Raw genomic sequence first — 15,525 nt, 5'->3', positions numbered from 1 at the left:
CCGACTGAAAATCACGCTAGTCTCTCGACCTCAAGTATCTCGCTGTCAAGATAACCATGCCCGATAGAGCTTCTCGCGCCGCCGCCCAATGGGCTGTGCAACGCCCCGACCTGGACATGCTGCCGATGGAGGTGCTGGGACGCCTGAACGAGGCGTCGCAACTGGTGATCCGCGAGCGCCAGACGCCGCTGTTCGCGCACTATGGTTTGCAACACGGCGAGTTCGATGTGCTGGCGACGCTGCGTCGATCCGGCGAACGCGAGGGCCTGACGCCGACCGCTCTGTTCGAGGCGGCGATGATGTCGTCCGGCGGCATGACCGCTCGGATCGATCGGCTGGAAAAGGCGGGCTGGGTCGAGCGGCGCCCGCATCCCAGCGACCGACGGGCGACCTTGGTCCGTCTGACGGACAGGGGTTTCGACCTGATCGAGACAATCATGCCCAGCCACCAGGAGACGGCCAAAGAGGCCTTGAGCGGCCTGTCGCGAGACGATCAGAAAACGCTGAACGCCCTGCTGACCCGCTTGATCGCCGGCCTGAACGGCTAGGTCAGATCCGGCCGCGCAACACGGCCCACAGCAGGCGCAGCCGCTTCAACGGCTCCGGCCGGTCTGGATCGGTCAGGGCGGCGTGAGCCACGGCCGGGAAGCCAGCAGGCGGTAGGCGTTTCAGCGCCCCATTGGCGGCGGATTTCAGGGACGCCGCCTCCTGGCGCCGGCCGGTCTGCGTCAGCCCCCAGACGCGGGCCCCATCGGCCACGGCGGCGTCATGCCCCTGCCCTGCCAGCACACGCGTCGCGACCTGCATCGGGCCGACGTAGAAGGCGTCGAGATCGTGCGGCTGTTCGCGCACGCGGCCGATGTGGGCGTCGATCAAGGCGTCGAACGGCGCACGGTCCAGACCGTGACGCGCGACAAGATCAGTCAGGGCCTCCAGCACCGGATGGCCCTTGCGCGGCACGCCGGCGAAGACACCGTCCATCTGTTCCGCCCACCAGGTATAGCGCATCTCGGCCAGGAGTGGCTGGGTCACGCGCGTGGGGATGGTCATCAGCTCGGCTTCGAAGGCGTACAGCGTGATCAGGTCAGCGCGGACGCGGTTATCCGCGACCAGGCGGCTGGACAGCCAGCGGTCGAGGTCGGCAGTGCGGACCTGTTGGTCGAGCGTATCCGCAGTCTCGGTCAAGCGGCGCGCGACACCGCGAAATCGGCCAGGTCTTCCAGCGCCGCGCGCCAGTCGCTGGACGGCAGGACCGACAGGGCCGCCTTGGCCTGATCGGCATAGTCGCCGGCTAGATCCAGGGTCGCGCCGATGGCGCCCGAGCCGATGATCAGCTCGCGCGCGCGGGTGAAATCTTCGGGCGTCCGCTCGCCCTTGGTCACGGTGCGCTCCCAGAAGGCTTCCTCGCGGCCGCGCGTGCGGGCGACGGCCAGAAGCAGCGGCAGGGTCGCCTTGCCCTCGTTGAAATCGTCGCCGGCGTTCTTGCCCAGGGCCTCGGCCGTCGCGCCGTAGTCCAGGGCGTCGTCGGCCAGCTGGAAGGCGATGCCCAGCGCCATGCCGTAGTCGCGCAGGGCTTTGATCGCAGCCGGATCGGCGCCGGCGCCCACCGCGCCCGCCTCGGCGGCGGCGGCGAACAGTTCGGCGGTCTTGGCCGAGATGATCTGCAGATAGGTGGCCTGGTCCAGGTTCAGGTCGTGGGCGCGCGTCAGCTGCAGCACCTCGCCCTCGGAGATCACCCGCGACGCCTCGGCCAGAATGCCCAGCGCGCGCATCGAATCCGTCTCGACCATCAGTTCGAAGGCGCGGGCGAACAGGAAGTCGCCAACGAGGACGCTGGTCGGGGCGCCCCAGATCAGATGGGCCGCGACCTTGCCCCGACGCAGTTCGGACGCATCGACGATGTCGTCGTGCAGGAGAGTGGCGGTGTGAATGAACTCGACCGCAGCGGCCAGCTTGCGCGGTGCCACGATGTCGTCCGTCGCGCCCACGGCGCGCGCGGCGGCGACGGTCATCAGGGGACGCAGACGCTTTCCGCCCGCCGACACCAGATGTTCGGCCAGTTTCGGAATGATCGGCACGTCCGACTGCATCCGATCCAGGATCAGGGCGTCCACGGCCGCCATATCGACCTCAGCCAGCCGGACAAGGGCGTTGACGTCCCCCTTCGGGCGGTGAGCGGCGGCGATGGCGACGTCCAAACGAATACTCTTTCACTGGCGCGGCGGGCCGCGGGAATGGCTTTTTGCGGCCGGGCCGGCTTGCCCCCGCGAGTTGCGGCGCACAATGATGTTCGACCCCTTGAGGGTCAAGGAGATTGAGGCTTGGAGCCGGTCGAAACCCTGCCGACGACGATCGTCGAGAACGGCCTGTTGAACGGCCGGGTGCGCTTGCGTCAACCCGCGCGCGGCTATCGCGCCGGGATGGATGCGGCTTTGCTGGCGGCGGCGGTCCCGGCCGAGGCGGGCCAGAGCGTGATCGAGGCAGGCTGCGGGGCGGGCGCGGTCCTGATGCAAATCGCGGCGCGACAGCCCGGCGTGACCCTGACGGGCGTGGAGCGCGATCCGGCGATGGCGGCGCTGGCGACCGAGAATGCGGCGCTGAACGGCGCAGCTGGATCAGCTATGATTCGTCAGGGCGACGTGGCGGCCGGGTTTCGGGCCCTCGGCGTGGAGCCAGCCGACTGGGCCATATCCAATCCCCCCTTCTTCGATGACGCCACGGCGTTGCGCGCCCCTGCCGAAGGCAAGCGGGGCGCCTGGATGGCCGACGACGGGCTGAAGGCGTGGACCGATTTCCTGTTGAAGGCGGTGAAGGAAGGCGGACGCATCGTGGTCGTTCACCGCGCCGACCGACTGGCCGATCTGCTGGCTTTACTGGGCGAAAAGGCGGGGTCGTTCGCCGTGCGGCCCATCCATCCCTTTGCGGACGAGCCGGCCAAGCGGGTGCTGGTGCACGCCATCAAGACCGGGCGCGCGCCGCTGCGGCTGCTGCCGCCGCTGATCCTGCACGACCGCGAGGGCGGCAAGCACACCTCCCAGGCCGAGGCCATCCTGCGCGGCGAGGCGTCGCTGGGATGGTGATCGGGTGGTCAATCGCGACCGGAACGCCTAAATGCCGCCTCCTGACGAAATCGAGCCCGCCCCGTGTCACCCGACGACCTTCCGCATGATCTTCAAGACGGCCTGATCGCCGTCGGCGAGGCCGCGCGCGACCTGCGCGAGCCGTGGTGGATCTTCGGCGGGGCGGCCATGGCGCTCTATGGCCTGACCGACATCCATGTGCCCGACATCGACGTGCTGTGCGCGCCGCGCGATGCGCGCAACCTGCTGGGCGCGCTGGGCGGCGTGGTGATACCCGATCCGGGCGAAGGTCTGTTCCGCTCCGCCGTCTTCGGGCGCGCGCCGGATCAGCCGGTCCTGGTCGAGGTCATGGCCGATCTGGAGACACGCGACGGCGGCGACTGGACGCCAGTCGCCTTCGGCTCGCGTCGCCGCGTCTTCGTCGAGGACACGCCCCTGTTCGTCCCGGACATCCGGGACCACATCGCCCTGTATCGCCTGTTCGGCCGCCCAAAGGATCTGGCGCGTGTCGAACAGCTTGAACGACTGATCGCCTGAATGCCTTTCCCCTTCCAGATTTCCGCCACCGAGGGCCGCGCCCGCACCGGGGTGCTGAAGACCTCGCGCGGCGACATCCGCACCCCGGCCTTCATGCCGGTCGGCACCGCCGCCACGGTCAAGGCGATGACGGTGGATCAGGTCAAGGCGACTGGCGCCGACATCCTGCTGGGCAACACCTATCACCTGATGCTGCGCCCCGGCCCCGAGCGGATGGAGCGTCTGGGCGGGCTTCACAAGTTTATGGGCTGGGACAAGCCGATCCTGACCGACAGCGGCGGGTTCCAGGTCATGTCCCTGGCCGGCATATCCAAGGTGAAGGAGGAGGCCGTGACCTTCTCCAGCCACATCGACGGCTCCAAACACGTTCTGACGCCCGAGCGGTCGATCGAAATCCAGGCCGACCGAATCGGCGCCGACATCTCGATGCAGTTGGACCAGTGCGTCGCCTATCCGGCCGAGAAGGATGCAGCCAGAAAGGCGATGGAGCTGTCGATCCGCTGGGGCGCGCGGTCCAAGACCCGGTTCGGCGAGCGTAAAAACCAGGCCCTGTTCGGCATCCAGCAGGGGTCGACCTTCGAGGACTTGCGCCGCCAGTCATCGGAGCAACTGCAAGAAATCGGTTTCGACGGCTACGCCATCGGCGGTCTGGCGGTCGGCGAAGGCCACCAAGCCATGTGCGAGGTGCTGGACTATGCGCCCGAAATGCTGCCGGCCGACCGTCCGCGCTATCTAATGGGCGTGGGCAAGCCGGTCGACCTGGTCGAGGCGGTCTGGCGCGGCGTCGACATGTTCGATTGCGTCCTGCCCACTCGCGCCGGCCGTCACGGTCAGGCCTGGACCTGGGACGGGCCGCTGAACCTGAAGAACGCCCGCTTCGCCGAGGATCAGGACCCGCTGGACCCAACCATCGACGGCCCGTCATCGTCGTATTCGAAGGCCTATCTGCACCACCTGATCCGCGCCGACGAAATCCTGGGCAAGGTGCTGCTGAGCTGGCACAACATCGCCTTTTACCAAGCGCTGACGGCGGCCATGCGCGCGGCGATTTCCGAGGGCCGGTTCGAGCAGTTCAGGCGCGACTTCCACGCCCGCCACACGTCAAACGGCTGACGCCTAAGGGTGCGGTCTGAACCAGCTGGGCGCAGCCGGCGGCGCGCAGTTCCGCTGCATGCCCATGCCCTTCAGGAAGGCGCGGCGCATCCGGCCGGACTGAATGGCCGACTGAACGTGCTTTGAATGCTGTTCGGCACCGCTCAGCCGGCGGATCCAGTTGCGACCGGGAATAAAGTCGGTCGTCGTGTCGCGAATGGCGTTCAACGCCGCCTTGGCCGCCGCATCCGCCGCCCGCTCACTGAGATAAGAGCCGTCCTGACGCGGCGGTTCGTCCGTATCGGGTCCCAGCGCCTCGTCCAACCGTGCGACTTCTGCGCCGATGGTCGTGCACTGATTCAGATTGCGCAGGTCGTAGGGATTGGCTTCGGCCTGAAGCAGCACCGTCGGGATCATCTGACGACGCAGGTTGAAGTCTTCCAGCGGAGCCGTCGCCGCCGCCGCGAAGCCCGCCCCGACCTGTTCGGCGCCGCCCATCGCCGACCGACCGGCATTGCAACCGGAAAGCGCAACAAAACTGACTGCGAGAAGAAGGCGTTTCATGGGTTGGCTTAGACCACGCCTCGGCTGGTGATTAAAGCGTAGCGGCGGAAGCGGTCGGTAACGAAGAATTCTCTGATTTTAGGTCACTTTGACCGGTCGTTGGAGTTCGGTCGTGCCTTACATCGCCAAGAGCCTGGAAGCCCTGGACGCCCCTGCTGGTCCGTTCCAACGTCTTACGGAACTGGCCTGCACTGTTTTCGATGCGCCCGCCGCCGTCGTCACCCTGGTCAGCGGCGACAACGCCGTCCTGTGGTGCAGCGATCGTGAACTGGTTCGAAGCCTGCCGCGCGAACGCACCCTCGGCGACCGTCTGCTGCGCCAGGGCAAGGGCGCCGTCCTGGTGGTCGAAGACGGCCTGGCGGACCCCGCAGCGCGCAATCATTTCCTGGTGGCGCCCCCCTACAATCTGCGTTTCTACGCCGGCGTGACGATCTGCGGCCCGGACGGTCAGCCGCTGGGGGCGTTCGGCGTCATGGATCGCCAACCCCGCCCTCATCCCACCGACGCCCAGATCGCGACGCTGCGCACGCTGGGCGCCATGGCCGAGGACATCATGGCGTCGCTGGAAGTCGGTCGCGTCAGCGATGAGCGCCACGGCACGCTGGAGCTGATCGAAAACATGGCCGGGGTCGGTCATTGGCGGTTGGAACTGGCCAGCGGCAAGGTCCACTGGTCCGACGAGGTGTTCCGCATCCACGGTCTGGATCGCAAGACCTTCGATCCGCAGGTCGATTCGGCGATCGACCGCTATCATCCCGACGACAGGCCCGGATTGTTGGCGGCAATCGCGCATTCGGCCGAAACTGGCGATGGCTACAAAATGCGTCTTCGGTTGATCCGCGCCGATGGCGAGGAGCGCACGGTTCTGACCCAGGCGCGCGCCGAACGTGACGACGCCGGGGTCGTGAAGGTCCTTTACGGCGTGTTTCAGGACATCACAGACCAACAGGCCCAGATCGCCCGCGCTCAGCGTGACGAGGCGCGCTATCGGCTGTTGGCCGAAAACGTCGGCGATGTGATCACCCGCGTTCGCCCGGACGGCACCAGCAAATACATCTCGCCGGCGATCGAAAGCCTGCTCGGCTGGACCACCGAAGAGATGAACGGCCGGCCCATGGACTATGTCCATCCCGACGATCGGGAAATGGTGACCCGGGCCGTGCTGGGCACCATCCACACCAAGGAGCCCTGCCGCCTGGAGCACCGGGCCCTTCATCGCGACGGTTCAATCGTCTGGGTCGAATGCACCTTCCGCGCCTTGGCCGCCGAGGCGGGCAAGCCGTCGGAGGTGGTGGTGGTCATCCGTGACATGACGGATCGCAAGATCCTGGCCGACGAACTGGTCACCGCGCGCGACCGGGCGGAGGCGGCGGCGGCCGCCAAGAGCGAGTTCCTGGCGAACATGAGCCACGAACTGCGCACGCCTCTGACCAGCGTCATCGGCTTTTCCAACCTGCTGAAAGCCAGCGAGGCCTTGCCCGAAGCCGAGAAGGGCTATGTCGCGCGCATCGCCACCGCCAGCGAGGCCCTGCTGTCGGTGATCAACGACGTGCTGGACTATTCCAAGCTTGAAGCCGGCATGATCGAGCTGGAGCCGCAGCGTTTCAACCCGGCCGCCCTGGCGCACGAGACGGTCCAGATGATGGAGGCCCAGTGTCTGGCCAAGGGTCTGGCGCTGCACGTCGACCTGGCGCCGGACATGCCGGACTGCCTGATGGGCGACCAGGCCCGTCTTCGACAGATCCTGCTCAACCTGCTGGGCAATGCCGTGAAGTTCACCAGCCAGGGCTCGGTCAGTCTGTCGGTCGGCGGAGCTTTGGAGGCAAACGGCGCATGGCGTCTGACGGCCGAGGTGACCGATACCGGCATCGGCATGAGCCCCCAGACCCAGGCCCATCTGTTCGAACGTTTCTCGCAGGCGGATCGGTCGACGACCCGGCTCTACGGCGGCACCGGCCTTGGGCTCGCGATCTCGCGGCGACTGGCGCGGGCGATGGACGGCGACATCGTCGTCACGAGCCAGCCCGGCCTGGGATCGACGTTCAAGGTGACCGTCCCGCTGCACATCGCCGAGGGCGGATCGGAGGCCGAGGGACCGCGCCTCAGCGTCATGCCTGAGGGCCGCGTGCTGATCGCCGACGACGCCCCGGCCAACCGCGAACTGATCAGTGTCATCCTTGTCGGCATGGGACTGGAGGTCGCCACCGCCAGCGACGGCGCCGAGGCGGTGCATGCGGTGCAGTCCGAAGTCTACGACCTCGTCCTTATGGATATGCAAATGCCGGTCATGGACGGCCTGACGGCCACGCGTGAGATTCGCCGTATCGAGCACGGCGGCGGACGCCGACTGCCGATCATCGCCCTGTCCGCCAATGTTCAGCCGGATCAGATCCAGCTGTGCCGCGACGCCGGCATGGACGACCATCTGGCCAAGCCGCTGCAACTGCCTGCCCTGGTCGCCACCCTGTCAAAGTATCTCGACAAATCGAACGCTTCGATCGCGGCAGACGCGACTGCGCCTGGTCGTTTCGCGACCCACTGAAGGCAAGGCCCGGACAGCAAAAAGCCCGCCGAAGCGGGCTTTAAATGGTACGTCCTCTCGGGCTCGAACCGAGGACCCTCTGATTAAAAGTCAGATGCTCTAACCAACTGAGCTAAGGACGCACCGCGCGACGTCCGGGCTGGCCCGAACCGTCGAAGGGCGCCTTCTGTTGTAATCCGGCCTTCCGGTCAAGACCCGGTCTGCTACTCATTGGGCATGAAACCATTAAATGGCGTCCGCATCATCGAATTCGACGGCTTGGGGCCGGTCACCTTCGCCGGAATGATGTTGGCGGACCTGGGAGCGGAGGTTGTGCGGCTGACGCGCGACGCCTCGGCCGGACCATCTGTCTTCGACGAGGTCGGAGGCGAGGTCCTGCATCGGGGACGAGCGGCCGTTCCAGTCGATCTGAAATCACCGGCCGATCGCGAGCGCATCCTGCAGCTGATCGATGGGGCCGACGCGGTGATCGAAGGTTTTCGACCCGGCGTCATGGAGCGGCTGGGCTATGGTCCCGACGTTGTCCAAGCGCGAAAGCCCGCGCTGGTGTTTGGGCGCGTGACGGGATGGGGCCAGACGGGGCCGCTGGCGAATGGGGTCGGGCATGATCTGAACTACATCGGCCTGTCGGGCGTGCTGCACGCCATGGGCGAGGCGGATCGTCCGCCCTCCCCGCCGTTGAACCTAGTCGGCGATTACGGCGGCGGGGCCATGCTGCTGGTGGTCGGGGTGCTGGCCGCGCTGGTGGAGGCCAGGACGACGGGCCAGGGACGCGTGGTGGACGCAGCCATGACGGACGGCGCGGCTCTGCTGGGCGGTCTGTTCCAAGCCTTGCGGGGTCGGGGGCTGTGGAGCGACCAGCGCGGAGCCAACCTGCTGGACGGGGGCGCGCCCTTCTATCGCTGCTACGCCTGTCGCGACGGCGGGTTCGTGGCGGTGGCGGCGCTGGAGCCGCGTTTCTACGCTGCGCTGCTGGCCGGCTTGGAGATCGATCCGGCTGACGCGGTTCAATACGACATCGCCGCCTGGCCGGCCCTGCAAGCGCGGTTTGCGGCCTTGTTTGCGAGCAGAGACCGCGACGACTGGAGCGCCCATTTCGCCGGGACGGAAGCCTGTGTCACGCCCGTGCTGGGCCTGGCCGAGGCGCCGGCTCATCCGCACAATCAGGCGCGAGGAACATTCCACAGCGGCCTGCCGCAACCCGCGCCCCGTTTCGACGGCGTAGTTGCTGCGCCCTCCCCCAAATCCGAACTGACCTTAGATCAAATGGTCACAAAATGGTCCGATCACGCAGGATGACCGACGCAGATTTCGGCGTTAAGGGAACAGCTTAGCGCGACAGGCGTTTGGTCGGCGGAGACCGGGGACTTTCATGACACGCTCGATTTTTGTCTTGGCCGCCGCCGCTAGCGTGCTCGCGCTGTCGGCCTGCGACGACCGTCCTTCGCGCTCTGACGACGACTATGGCGAGATGTCGGTCGAGCCGGCGCCTCCGCCGGTCAAGGAAGAAGCCCCCCCGCCTGCGCCAGAGGTGCAGGACCCGACGCCCACGCCTCCGCCGTCGACTACGCTTCCGCCTGAGGAACGCACGTCCGAACAGTCGGTCCAGCCCGAGAGCGAGACGCTGTTCTACTGACGAACAGGTTTGCCGGGGGGCGTCCTTTTGACGAAAGATCGAGTTTGACGTTCAGGCCTACCCTGCTGGTCGCCCTCGCGGCGTTTTCGGCCTGCGCCCATGCAGCGGCGGCGGAACCCCGCGCGCAGATCCGGGGCGACATGGACGGCGATCTGCGGCGGGCGCTGGAGCGGGCCGTGGGCGAGGTTGACGGCGCGCCGGCCAGCCGCTTCGAGGCCCGTCGTCGCGCCGAGAGCGCCGTGACCTCGGCGACCGCCCTGCTGCGGTCCGAAGGCTACTATCAACCGGTCGTCGAAGACATCGTCGAGGGTGAGGAGACGCCGATCGCAGTGGTTTCGGTCGAACCTGGGCGCCGTTTCCTGCTGACCGATCCGACGATCCAGTGGGCCGACCCCGCGCCGGAGGCCGAGGCGGCGGACAAGGCCAAGACTGCGATCGCGCTGAAGGCGGGCGATCCAGGTAGAGCGGCAGACGTCATATCCGGCGAAGGTCGGGCCGTGGCGGCGTTGGTGCGTGACGGCTATGCCGACGCCAAGGCCAATCCGCGCCGTGTAGTGGTGGATCACGCGGCCTTCACCGTCGCGCCGGAGTATCGCATTGCATCTGGCGCGCTTGTGCGTCTGGACGGCGTGCGTCTGACCAGCCAGGGCCGCACCAATCCCGCCTGGGTCGCGGGCCTTGCGCCGTGGAACGAGGGCGATCGCTACGATCCCGAAATGGTCGCGGAGCTGGAACGCCGGCTATTGGACACCGGCGTCTATGACGGCGTCAGCGTCGCGTTGTCGCCACTGGACCAGATTACCGCCGACGGTCATCGCCCCGTGGTGGTCAGCCTGCAAGACCGCCCCCGTCGCGTGCTGGAAGCCGGCGCCACCTGGTCGACGGCGGAGGGCGCGGGCGTGGACGTGATCCAGACCCGCTACAACCGCTTCGGCCGCGCGGACACGCTGAGGCTGGAAGCGCGGCTGGCAGACATCGACAGCCGGATCGGCGCCGACCTGTCACTGCCCCACTGGCGTCGGCCCGGCCGGACGCTGAAGCTGGGCGCGGCGGTCGTCAACGAGGACACCGACGCCTATCTGCGCACCGCCGTGGTTCTGTACGCCGACCTGCAACAGCGGATCGGCAAGACCTCCTATTTCAACTACGGGATCGGGCTGGACGCCGGGCGCTACAGCGAGACCCGCTACGACTTCACCACCCTGCCCCCGCAGCGCGTGACCTTCGACCGCGATCTAGCGATCATCACCGCGCGGACCAGCGCCTATATCGACCGCTCCAATGATCCGCTGAACCCGACCAAGGGCTGGCGGGTCAATCTGGCGGTTCAGCCGACGGCGGTGACCGGCGAGAGCAACATCCTGTTCCTGCGCACCGAAACGCAAGGCACCGCCTACTTCCCCGTCGCGGGTGATCGCACCATCCTGGCCGGGCGCATGAAGATCGGCTCCATCGTCGGCGGCAGCGAGCTGAACGTGCCGGCCGACCGTCTGTTCTATTCCGGCGGCGGGGGTTCGGTGCGGGGCTATTCGTACCAGAACGTCAATCCGCAGCTGCCGGACGGCACGCCGCGCGGCGGTCTGTCGCTGTTCGAAACCTCGTTCGAGGTGCGCCAGTCGATCGGTCAGAGTTTCCAGGCGGTCGCCTTCGTCGACGCCGGGTCCGTGGGCTTCCAGGAGACGCCGAACCTGACCAACATGCGCTACGGCGCGGGCGTGGGCGTGCGCTACATGCTGCCGTTCGGGCCCATACGGGCGGATGTCGCCATGCCGCTGAACAAACGTGAGGGCGACTCGGCCTTCCAGATCTACATCAGCATCGGGCAGGCGTTTTGACCGATACACCGCCCGAAGCCACGCCTGAAGAAGCGACGACGCCGGCCAAGGCCGCGCGGCCCGCCAAGCCGCGTCGCGGGCTGATCAGACGCATCGCTCTGGGCGTGGGCGTGGTGGTGGCCGGACTGCTGGTGCTGATCGCCGCCGCCCTGGTCGGAGGGCGTTACTACATCGCCTCGGACGGCGGTCGCGACATGGTTTTGCAACGGCTTCAGGATCTGAAGATCAGCCGCTACGGCCGGCTGAAGGTCTATGGGCTGAAGGGCGATCTACTCAGCGACTTCACCATCGACCGCATCACATTGGCCGACAGTCAGGGCATCTGGCTGGAGGCGAAGAACCTCAGCATGGACTGGTCGTATCTGGCCCTGCTGGGCCGCAGCTTCCATGCGAACGACATCAAGGCCGAGACCATTCGCGTCCTGCGTCGGCCCGTGGTCGAGCCGCCCACTGGCGAACCGCCCAGCCCTCAGCCGATCTCTGTCCGCATCGACAAGTTCGCGGCCAACATCGAACTGATGGAAGGTTTCTCCAAGGAATACGGCCGTTGGAGCCTGTCGGGGAACGCCAGCCTGCCACGCGCCGGCGCCAAGAGCGCGACGGTCAACGCCGACAGCCTGAACCGGCCGGGCGACTTCCTGCGTCTGGCGGCGACCTTCGGCGGCAAGCTGGAAGACACGCGCCTGAACCTGCGCGCCAATGAGGCTCAGGGCGGACCGCTGGCGGGGGCCTTGGGCTATTCGCCGGATCAGCCGTTCTCGGCGGTCGCGGTTCTGAACGCGGATGTCGTCAATGCGCGGGTTCAGACGGGACAGTTCGTCCCCCTGATCGTCCAGGGCCATTTCGGCGACAAGGGCTCTCGCGTCGCGGGCTTCGCCGACTTCAGCAACTCGGACCTGCTGGCGCCCTTCGTCACCAAAATCGGCCGCACCGCGCGGTTCGGCTTCGCCATGGTTCCTACGCCGGACAAGGCCAGCCAGGGCGTGGCGTGGAAGCTGATTTCCGACAACGTCCAGTCCGAGGCGCGCGGCCTGATCCGCAACTCCGATCGCAGTTCGCCCGATGGAATCAGCCTCAACATTCAGACGGCCTCGCTGAGCCGGCTGGTCGGGTCCGATGTGGCGGGACCAGCGGCCTATTCCGGCCTGTTCAAGGGCGACGCCCAGACCTGGACGCTGGACGGCCAGGTCACCCTGCTGAACGCCAATGTGGCCAGCTATCGCGCCACTCGCATCGCCGGACCGCTGAACGTCGCGGTCAAGAACGGCCGCATCGATCTGGACGGCGACATTCGCGCGAACGGCGGATCGGGCGAAGGCATCATCGGCGGCCTCTTGGGTCCTGCCCCGCGGGTGCAGATGAAGGCGGCGCGGATGAAGGATGGTGCCATCCTGCTGACCAAGGTCGATCTGCAGGGCCAGGGCCTGACGCTGAACGGCTCGGGCTCGCGCAATCTGCTGGGCGGGATGAACTTCCGCGGCGAGGCGCAACTGACCGACGCCAGGCGCGTGCTGCCCGATGCGCGCGGCGCCTTCGGCGGTCCGATCCGGGCTTCGTCGGCGCGGGCCGGCGCGCCATGGGTGCTGAACTTCGACGGACGGGGCCGCAATCTGACGGTGGGTCTGGACGAACTGGATCGCCTGCTCGGCAAGACCCCGCGCCTGCAACTGGCCGGCAAGCTGAACGGCGGACGCATCGAGGTCGAGCGCGGTGAACTGACCGGCGCGGCCGGTCGCGCGGGGGCCAAGGGCATTATCGAAACCGCCGGCAAGTTGAGGCTGGCGCTGGACTGGAACGCGCGCGGTCCGTTCGCGGCCGGGCCGGTCGAGATCGGCGGCGACATGAACGGACGCGGCGCCCTGACCGGCACCCTGGCCCAACCGCGCGTCGATCTGACCGCCGGCTTCCAGCAGGTGACGGCCGGCGCTCTGACGCTGAACAACGCCGACCTGACGCTGAGCTTCCGCAAGGGCGCGGATGCGTCGGACGGTCGGATTTCGGTGGTCAGCGGCTCGAACTATGGTCCGGCGCGCGCGTCGGGCAACTTCTTCCTGGGCGGCAAGCGCATCCGATTGAGCGATCTGGACGTGGACGCCGGCGGCGTGACGGCCAGGGGCGCCATCGCCCTGTCCGACAGCATTCCCTCCAGCGCGGACCTGACCTTCTCGGCGCGGGCCGGGGCCTTCCTGGCTTCAGGCGAAGCCAACGGACGGGTGCGGCTGACCGACGGCGGCGGATCGGACAGCGCCATTCTGGACGTCAGCGGTCGCAACGTCCGGCTGGCGGGTCAGAGCTGGATCATTCGCAATCTCGATCTGGACGGGCGCGGCACGCTGAACAACCTGCCCTTCACCCTGGCGGTGGACGTGGGCGGCCCCAACCCGGCCCAGTTTAACGGCACGGGCGTCTATTCCCGGCAGAACACGACCCACGGTCTGACGCTGCGCGGCGGCGGCCGGGTGCGCGAGGTGGCGTTCACGACCCGAAGCCCGGCCTCGATCACCCTGAACGGCGCCACGCGCACGGCGCATCTGGATCTGGGCGTGGGCGGCGGCGTGCTGCTGGCCGACCTGCGTCAGGATGCGCGCGGCGCCGCGATCCAGGCCGACCTGACGCGGGTCGATCTGGGCTCGATCTCTCCCGAACTGCGCGGCAACGTGACGGGTCAGGTCGCCCTGCGCGGCGCCGGCAGCGACCTGTCGGGTACGGCCAATATCGCCCTTCAAAACGTGCGCAGCATTGATGCGCCGCGCGGCCTGGCCGTCGATGGGCGCGTGGACGCGACCCTGGCGGGCGACCGGCTGAGCATCAAGGCGACGGCGGTCGACGAGGGCGCGGTTCAGGCTTCGGCTGACGTCGTCCTGCCGGTCGAGGCCTCGGCCGCGCCGCTGCGCCTGGCCATCGCCCGGACGCGCGAAATGTCGGGCCGGGTGTCGATCAACGGGCAGATCCAGCCGATCTGGGACCTGTTCCTGGGCGGCGACCGCAGCCTGGCGGGTCAGGTGGCGGGTCAGGCGACGATCGGCGGGACGCTGAACGCACCGCGTTTGAACGGCCGGTTCGATCTGAGCCAGGGCTCCTATCGCGAAAACGCGGTCGGTCTGGTGCTCAGCGACCTGACGCTGCGGACGCGCTTCGACGACACCGCCGCCCAGATCGAGACCTTCACGGCCAACGACGGCAAAGGCGGCACGGTGTCCGGCCAGGGCCGTATCGGTCTGCGCCAAGGCTCCGGATCGAACGCGCAACTGATGCTGAACCGCTTCCGGGTTATCGACAACGATATCGCCGAGGCGCGCGCCTCGGGCCCGATCACCATCGTTCGCGGCGCCGACGGCAACATCCAGCTGGGCGGCCGCATCGACATCGACGAGGCCAAGATCGAACCAGAACTGCCCGGCGCGACCGGCATCGTCTCGATGGATGTGGTCGAGATCAATCGTCCCGGCGGCGATCCGGAGGAGACCGAGCAGAAGGCGCGCGGTCCGCAGATCGGCATGGACATCGTCCTGCGTTCCAGCGGCGGCAAGGTGCGGGTCAACGGTCGCGGCCTGAACGTGATCCTGGACGTGAACGCCCGGGTGCGCGGCACGATCGCCCAGCCGCAACTGACCGGCACGGCCAATGTAGTGCGCGGCGATTATGAGTTCGCGGGCAAGCGGTTCGTGTTCGACGACACCGGGCGCGTCACCCTGTCGACCGATCCCAAGCAGATCCGTCTGAACCTGGCGGCGACGCGCGAGGACGCGGCACTGACCGCCTCGATCAACGTCACCGGCACGGCCGCCGAACCGAAGATCGCCCTGACCTCCACCCCGTCCCTGCCCCAGGACGAAATCCTGTCGCAGGTGCTGTTCGGACGGTCGGCGTCGCAGCTGTCGGCCTTCGAGGCGGCGCAGCTGGCGGCCGGGGTCGCGGCCCTGGCGGGCGGCGGCGGGTTCGACGTGATCGGCAACCTGCGCGAACTGGCGGGCCTGGACCGGCTGTCGTTCGGCGGCGACGCTTCTGCGGTCACCGTTGCGGGCGGTCGCTACATCACCGACGACGTCTATCTGGAGGTCATCGGCGGCGGTCAGAACGGCGCGGCGGTCAAGGTCGAATGGCAGCCTCGGCGCAACGTCGCCATCGCCTCGCAGTTCGGCGGCCAGGGCCAGACAAGCCTGTCGATCCGCTGGCGTCACGAAAGCCGCGAGGCGGGCGACCGTCGTCCGAACCGGGGCGGCCGGAACCGGTAGGCCG

General features: G+C 67.7%; 12 protein-coding genes and 1 tRNA gene. 9 read left to right on the top strand and 4 right to left on the bottom strand.

The genetic code is table 11. The features are described from left to right. The first annotated feature begins 56 nt into the window (after positions 1-56). Entirely contained in the window at positions 57-548 is a 492-nt protein-coding gene (locus A4249_RS02930; protein WP_066550890.1) for a MarR family winged helix-turn-helix transcriptional regulator, read from the top strand. A 1-nt stretch (position 549) separates the two neighbouring features. On the opposite strand, the gene A4249_RS02925 is transcribed toward A4249_RS02930, so the two are convergent. Then, positions 550-1,185, bottom strand: a complete 636-nt coding sequence (locus tag A4249_RS02925; RefSeq protein ID WP_066550887.1) for a squalene/phytoene synthase family protein — start codon at positions 1,183-1,185, stop codon at positions 550-552. Beyond that, complete coding sequence (locus tag A4249_RS02920) at positions 1,182-2,123, bottom strand: polyprenyl synthetase family protein (protein WP_055753370.1); 942 nt, start codon at positions 2,121-2,123, stop codon at positions 1,182-1,184. The genes A4249_RS02925 and A4249_RS02920 overlap by 4 nt, the downstream gene beginning before the upstream one ends. Before the next feature lie 198 nt (positions 2,124-2,321). Here A4249_RS02920 and A4249_RS02915 point away from each other — a divergent pair, with 198 nt between their 5' ends. From A4249_RS02915 to tgt, 3 genes are all read left to right on the top strand, one after another. Then, the gene (locus A4249_RS02915) at positions 2,322-3,080 is read left to right on the top strand and encodes a tRNA1(Val) (adenine(37)-N6)-methyltransferase (protein ID WP_082854031.1); all 759 of its coding nucleotides are present in this window, start codon (positions 2,322-2,324) and stop codon (positions 3,078-3,080) included. 63 nt (positions 3,081-3,143) lie between these two features. Further along, on the top strand, positions 3,144-3,617 hold the full coding sequence (locus A4249_RS02910) for a hypothetical protein (RefSeq protein WP_066550886.1): 474 nt from the start codon (positions 3,144-3,146) through the stop codon (positions 3,615-3,617). Next, positions 3,618-4,730 carry a tRNA guanosine(34) transglycosylase Tgt gene (gene tgt, locus A4249_RS02905; protein ID WP_066550885.1) on the top strand — a complete coding sequence of 371 codons (1,113 nt, stop codon included), beginning with the start codon at positions 3,618-3,620 and terminating at the stop codon, positions 4,728-4,730. It abuts the gene before it with no gap. A gap of 3 nt (positions 4,731-4,733) precedes the next feature. On the opposite strand, the gene A4249_RS02900 is transcribed toward tgt, so the two are convergent. Further along, on the bottom strand, positions 4,734-5,273 hold the full coding sequence (locus A4249_RS02900; protein WP_066550884.1) for a hypothetical protein: 540 nt from the start codon (positions 5,271-5,273) through the stop codon (positions 4,734-4,736). 112 nt (positions 5,274-5,385) lie between these two features. On the opposite strand from A4249_RS02900, the gene A4249_RS02895 reads away from it, so the two are divergent. Then, positions 5,386-7,815, top strand: coding sequence for a PAS domain-containing protein (locus A4249_RS02895; protein ID WP_156494618.1), 2,430 nt, complete (start codon positions 5,386-5,388; stop codon positions 7,813-7,815). 45 nt (positions 7,816-7,860) lie between these two features. Here the strand turns inward: A4249_RS02895 and A4249_RS02890 are convergent. Continuing rightward, a tRNA-Lys gene (locus A4249_RS02890) sits at positions 7,861-7,937 on the bottom strand. Between the two features lie 88 nt (positions 7,938-8,025). Here A4249_RS02890 and A4249_RS02885 point away from each other — a divergent pair. The 4 genes from A4249_RS02885 (at position 8,026) to A4249_RS02870 (ending at position 15,521) form a co-directional block, all read left to right on the top strand. Beyond that, on the top strand, positions 8,026-9,114 hold the full coding sequence (locus tag A4249_RS02885; RefSeq protein WP_197458444.1) for a CaiB/BaiF CoA transferase family protein: 1,089 nt from the start codon (positions 8,026-8,028) through the stop codon (positions 9,112-9,114). A gap of 73 nt (positions 9,115-9,187) precedes the next feature. Beyond that, a complete protein-coding gene (locus A4249_RS02880) occupies positions 9,188-9,451 on the top strand; it encodes a hypothetical protein (protein ID WP_066550875.1) in 264 nt (87 codons plus the stop codon). A 44-nt stretch (positions 9,452-9,495) separates the two neighbouring features. Beyond that, complete coding sequence (locus A4249_RS02875; protein ID WP_017504101.1) at positions 9,496-11,286, top strand: autotransporter assembly complex protein TamA; 1,791 nt, start codon at positions 9,496-9,498, stop codon at positions 11,284-11,286. Continuing rightward, entirely contained in the window at positions 11,283-15,521 is a 4,239-nt protein-coding gene (locus A4249_RS02870) for a translocation/assembly module TamB domain-containing protein (RefSeq protein ID WP_066550870.1), read from the top strand. The genes A4249_RS02875 and A4249_RS02870 overlap by 4 nt, the downstream gene beginning before the upstream one ends. The last annotated feature ends 4 nt before the right edge of the window (positions 15,522-15,525 follow it).

Source organism: Brevundimonas sp. GW460-12-10-14-LB2, assembly GCF_001636925.1.
In the GTDB taxonomy this organism is placed as follows: domain Bacteria; phylum Pseudomonadota; class Alphaproteobacteria; order Caulobacterales; family Caulobacteraceae; genus Brevundimonas; species Brevundimonas vesicularis.
Note: the sequence above shows the minus strand (reverse complement) of the source record. Positions and strands in the feature narration are given on the sequence as shown.

Bases quoted from the DNA above. Each gene is read 5' to 3' on its own strand.
- A4249_RS02900 (WP_066550884.1), bottom strand. From the start codon at position 5,273: ATGAAACGCCTTCTTCTCGCAGTCAGTTTTGTTGCGCTTTCCGGTTGC.
- A4249_RS02880 (WP_066550875.1), top strand. From the start codon at position 9,188: ATGACACGCTCGATTTTTGTCTTGGCCGCCGCCGCTAGCGTGCTCGCG.
- tgt (WP_066550885.1), top strand. From the start codon at position 3,618: ATGCCTTTCCCCTTCCAGATTTCCGCCACCGAGGGCCGCGCCCGCACC.
- A4249_RS02930 (WP_066550890.1), top strand. From the start codon at position 57: ATGCCCGATAGAGCTTCTCGCGCCGCCGCCCAATGGGCTGTGCAACGC.
- A4249_RS02920 (WP_055753370.1), bottom strand. From the start codon at position 2,123: ATGGCGGCCGTGGACGCCCTGATCCTGGATCGGATGCAGTCGGACGTG.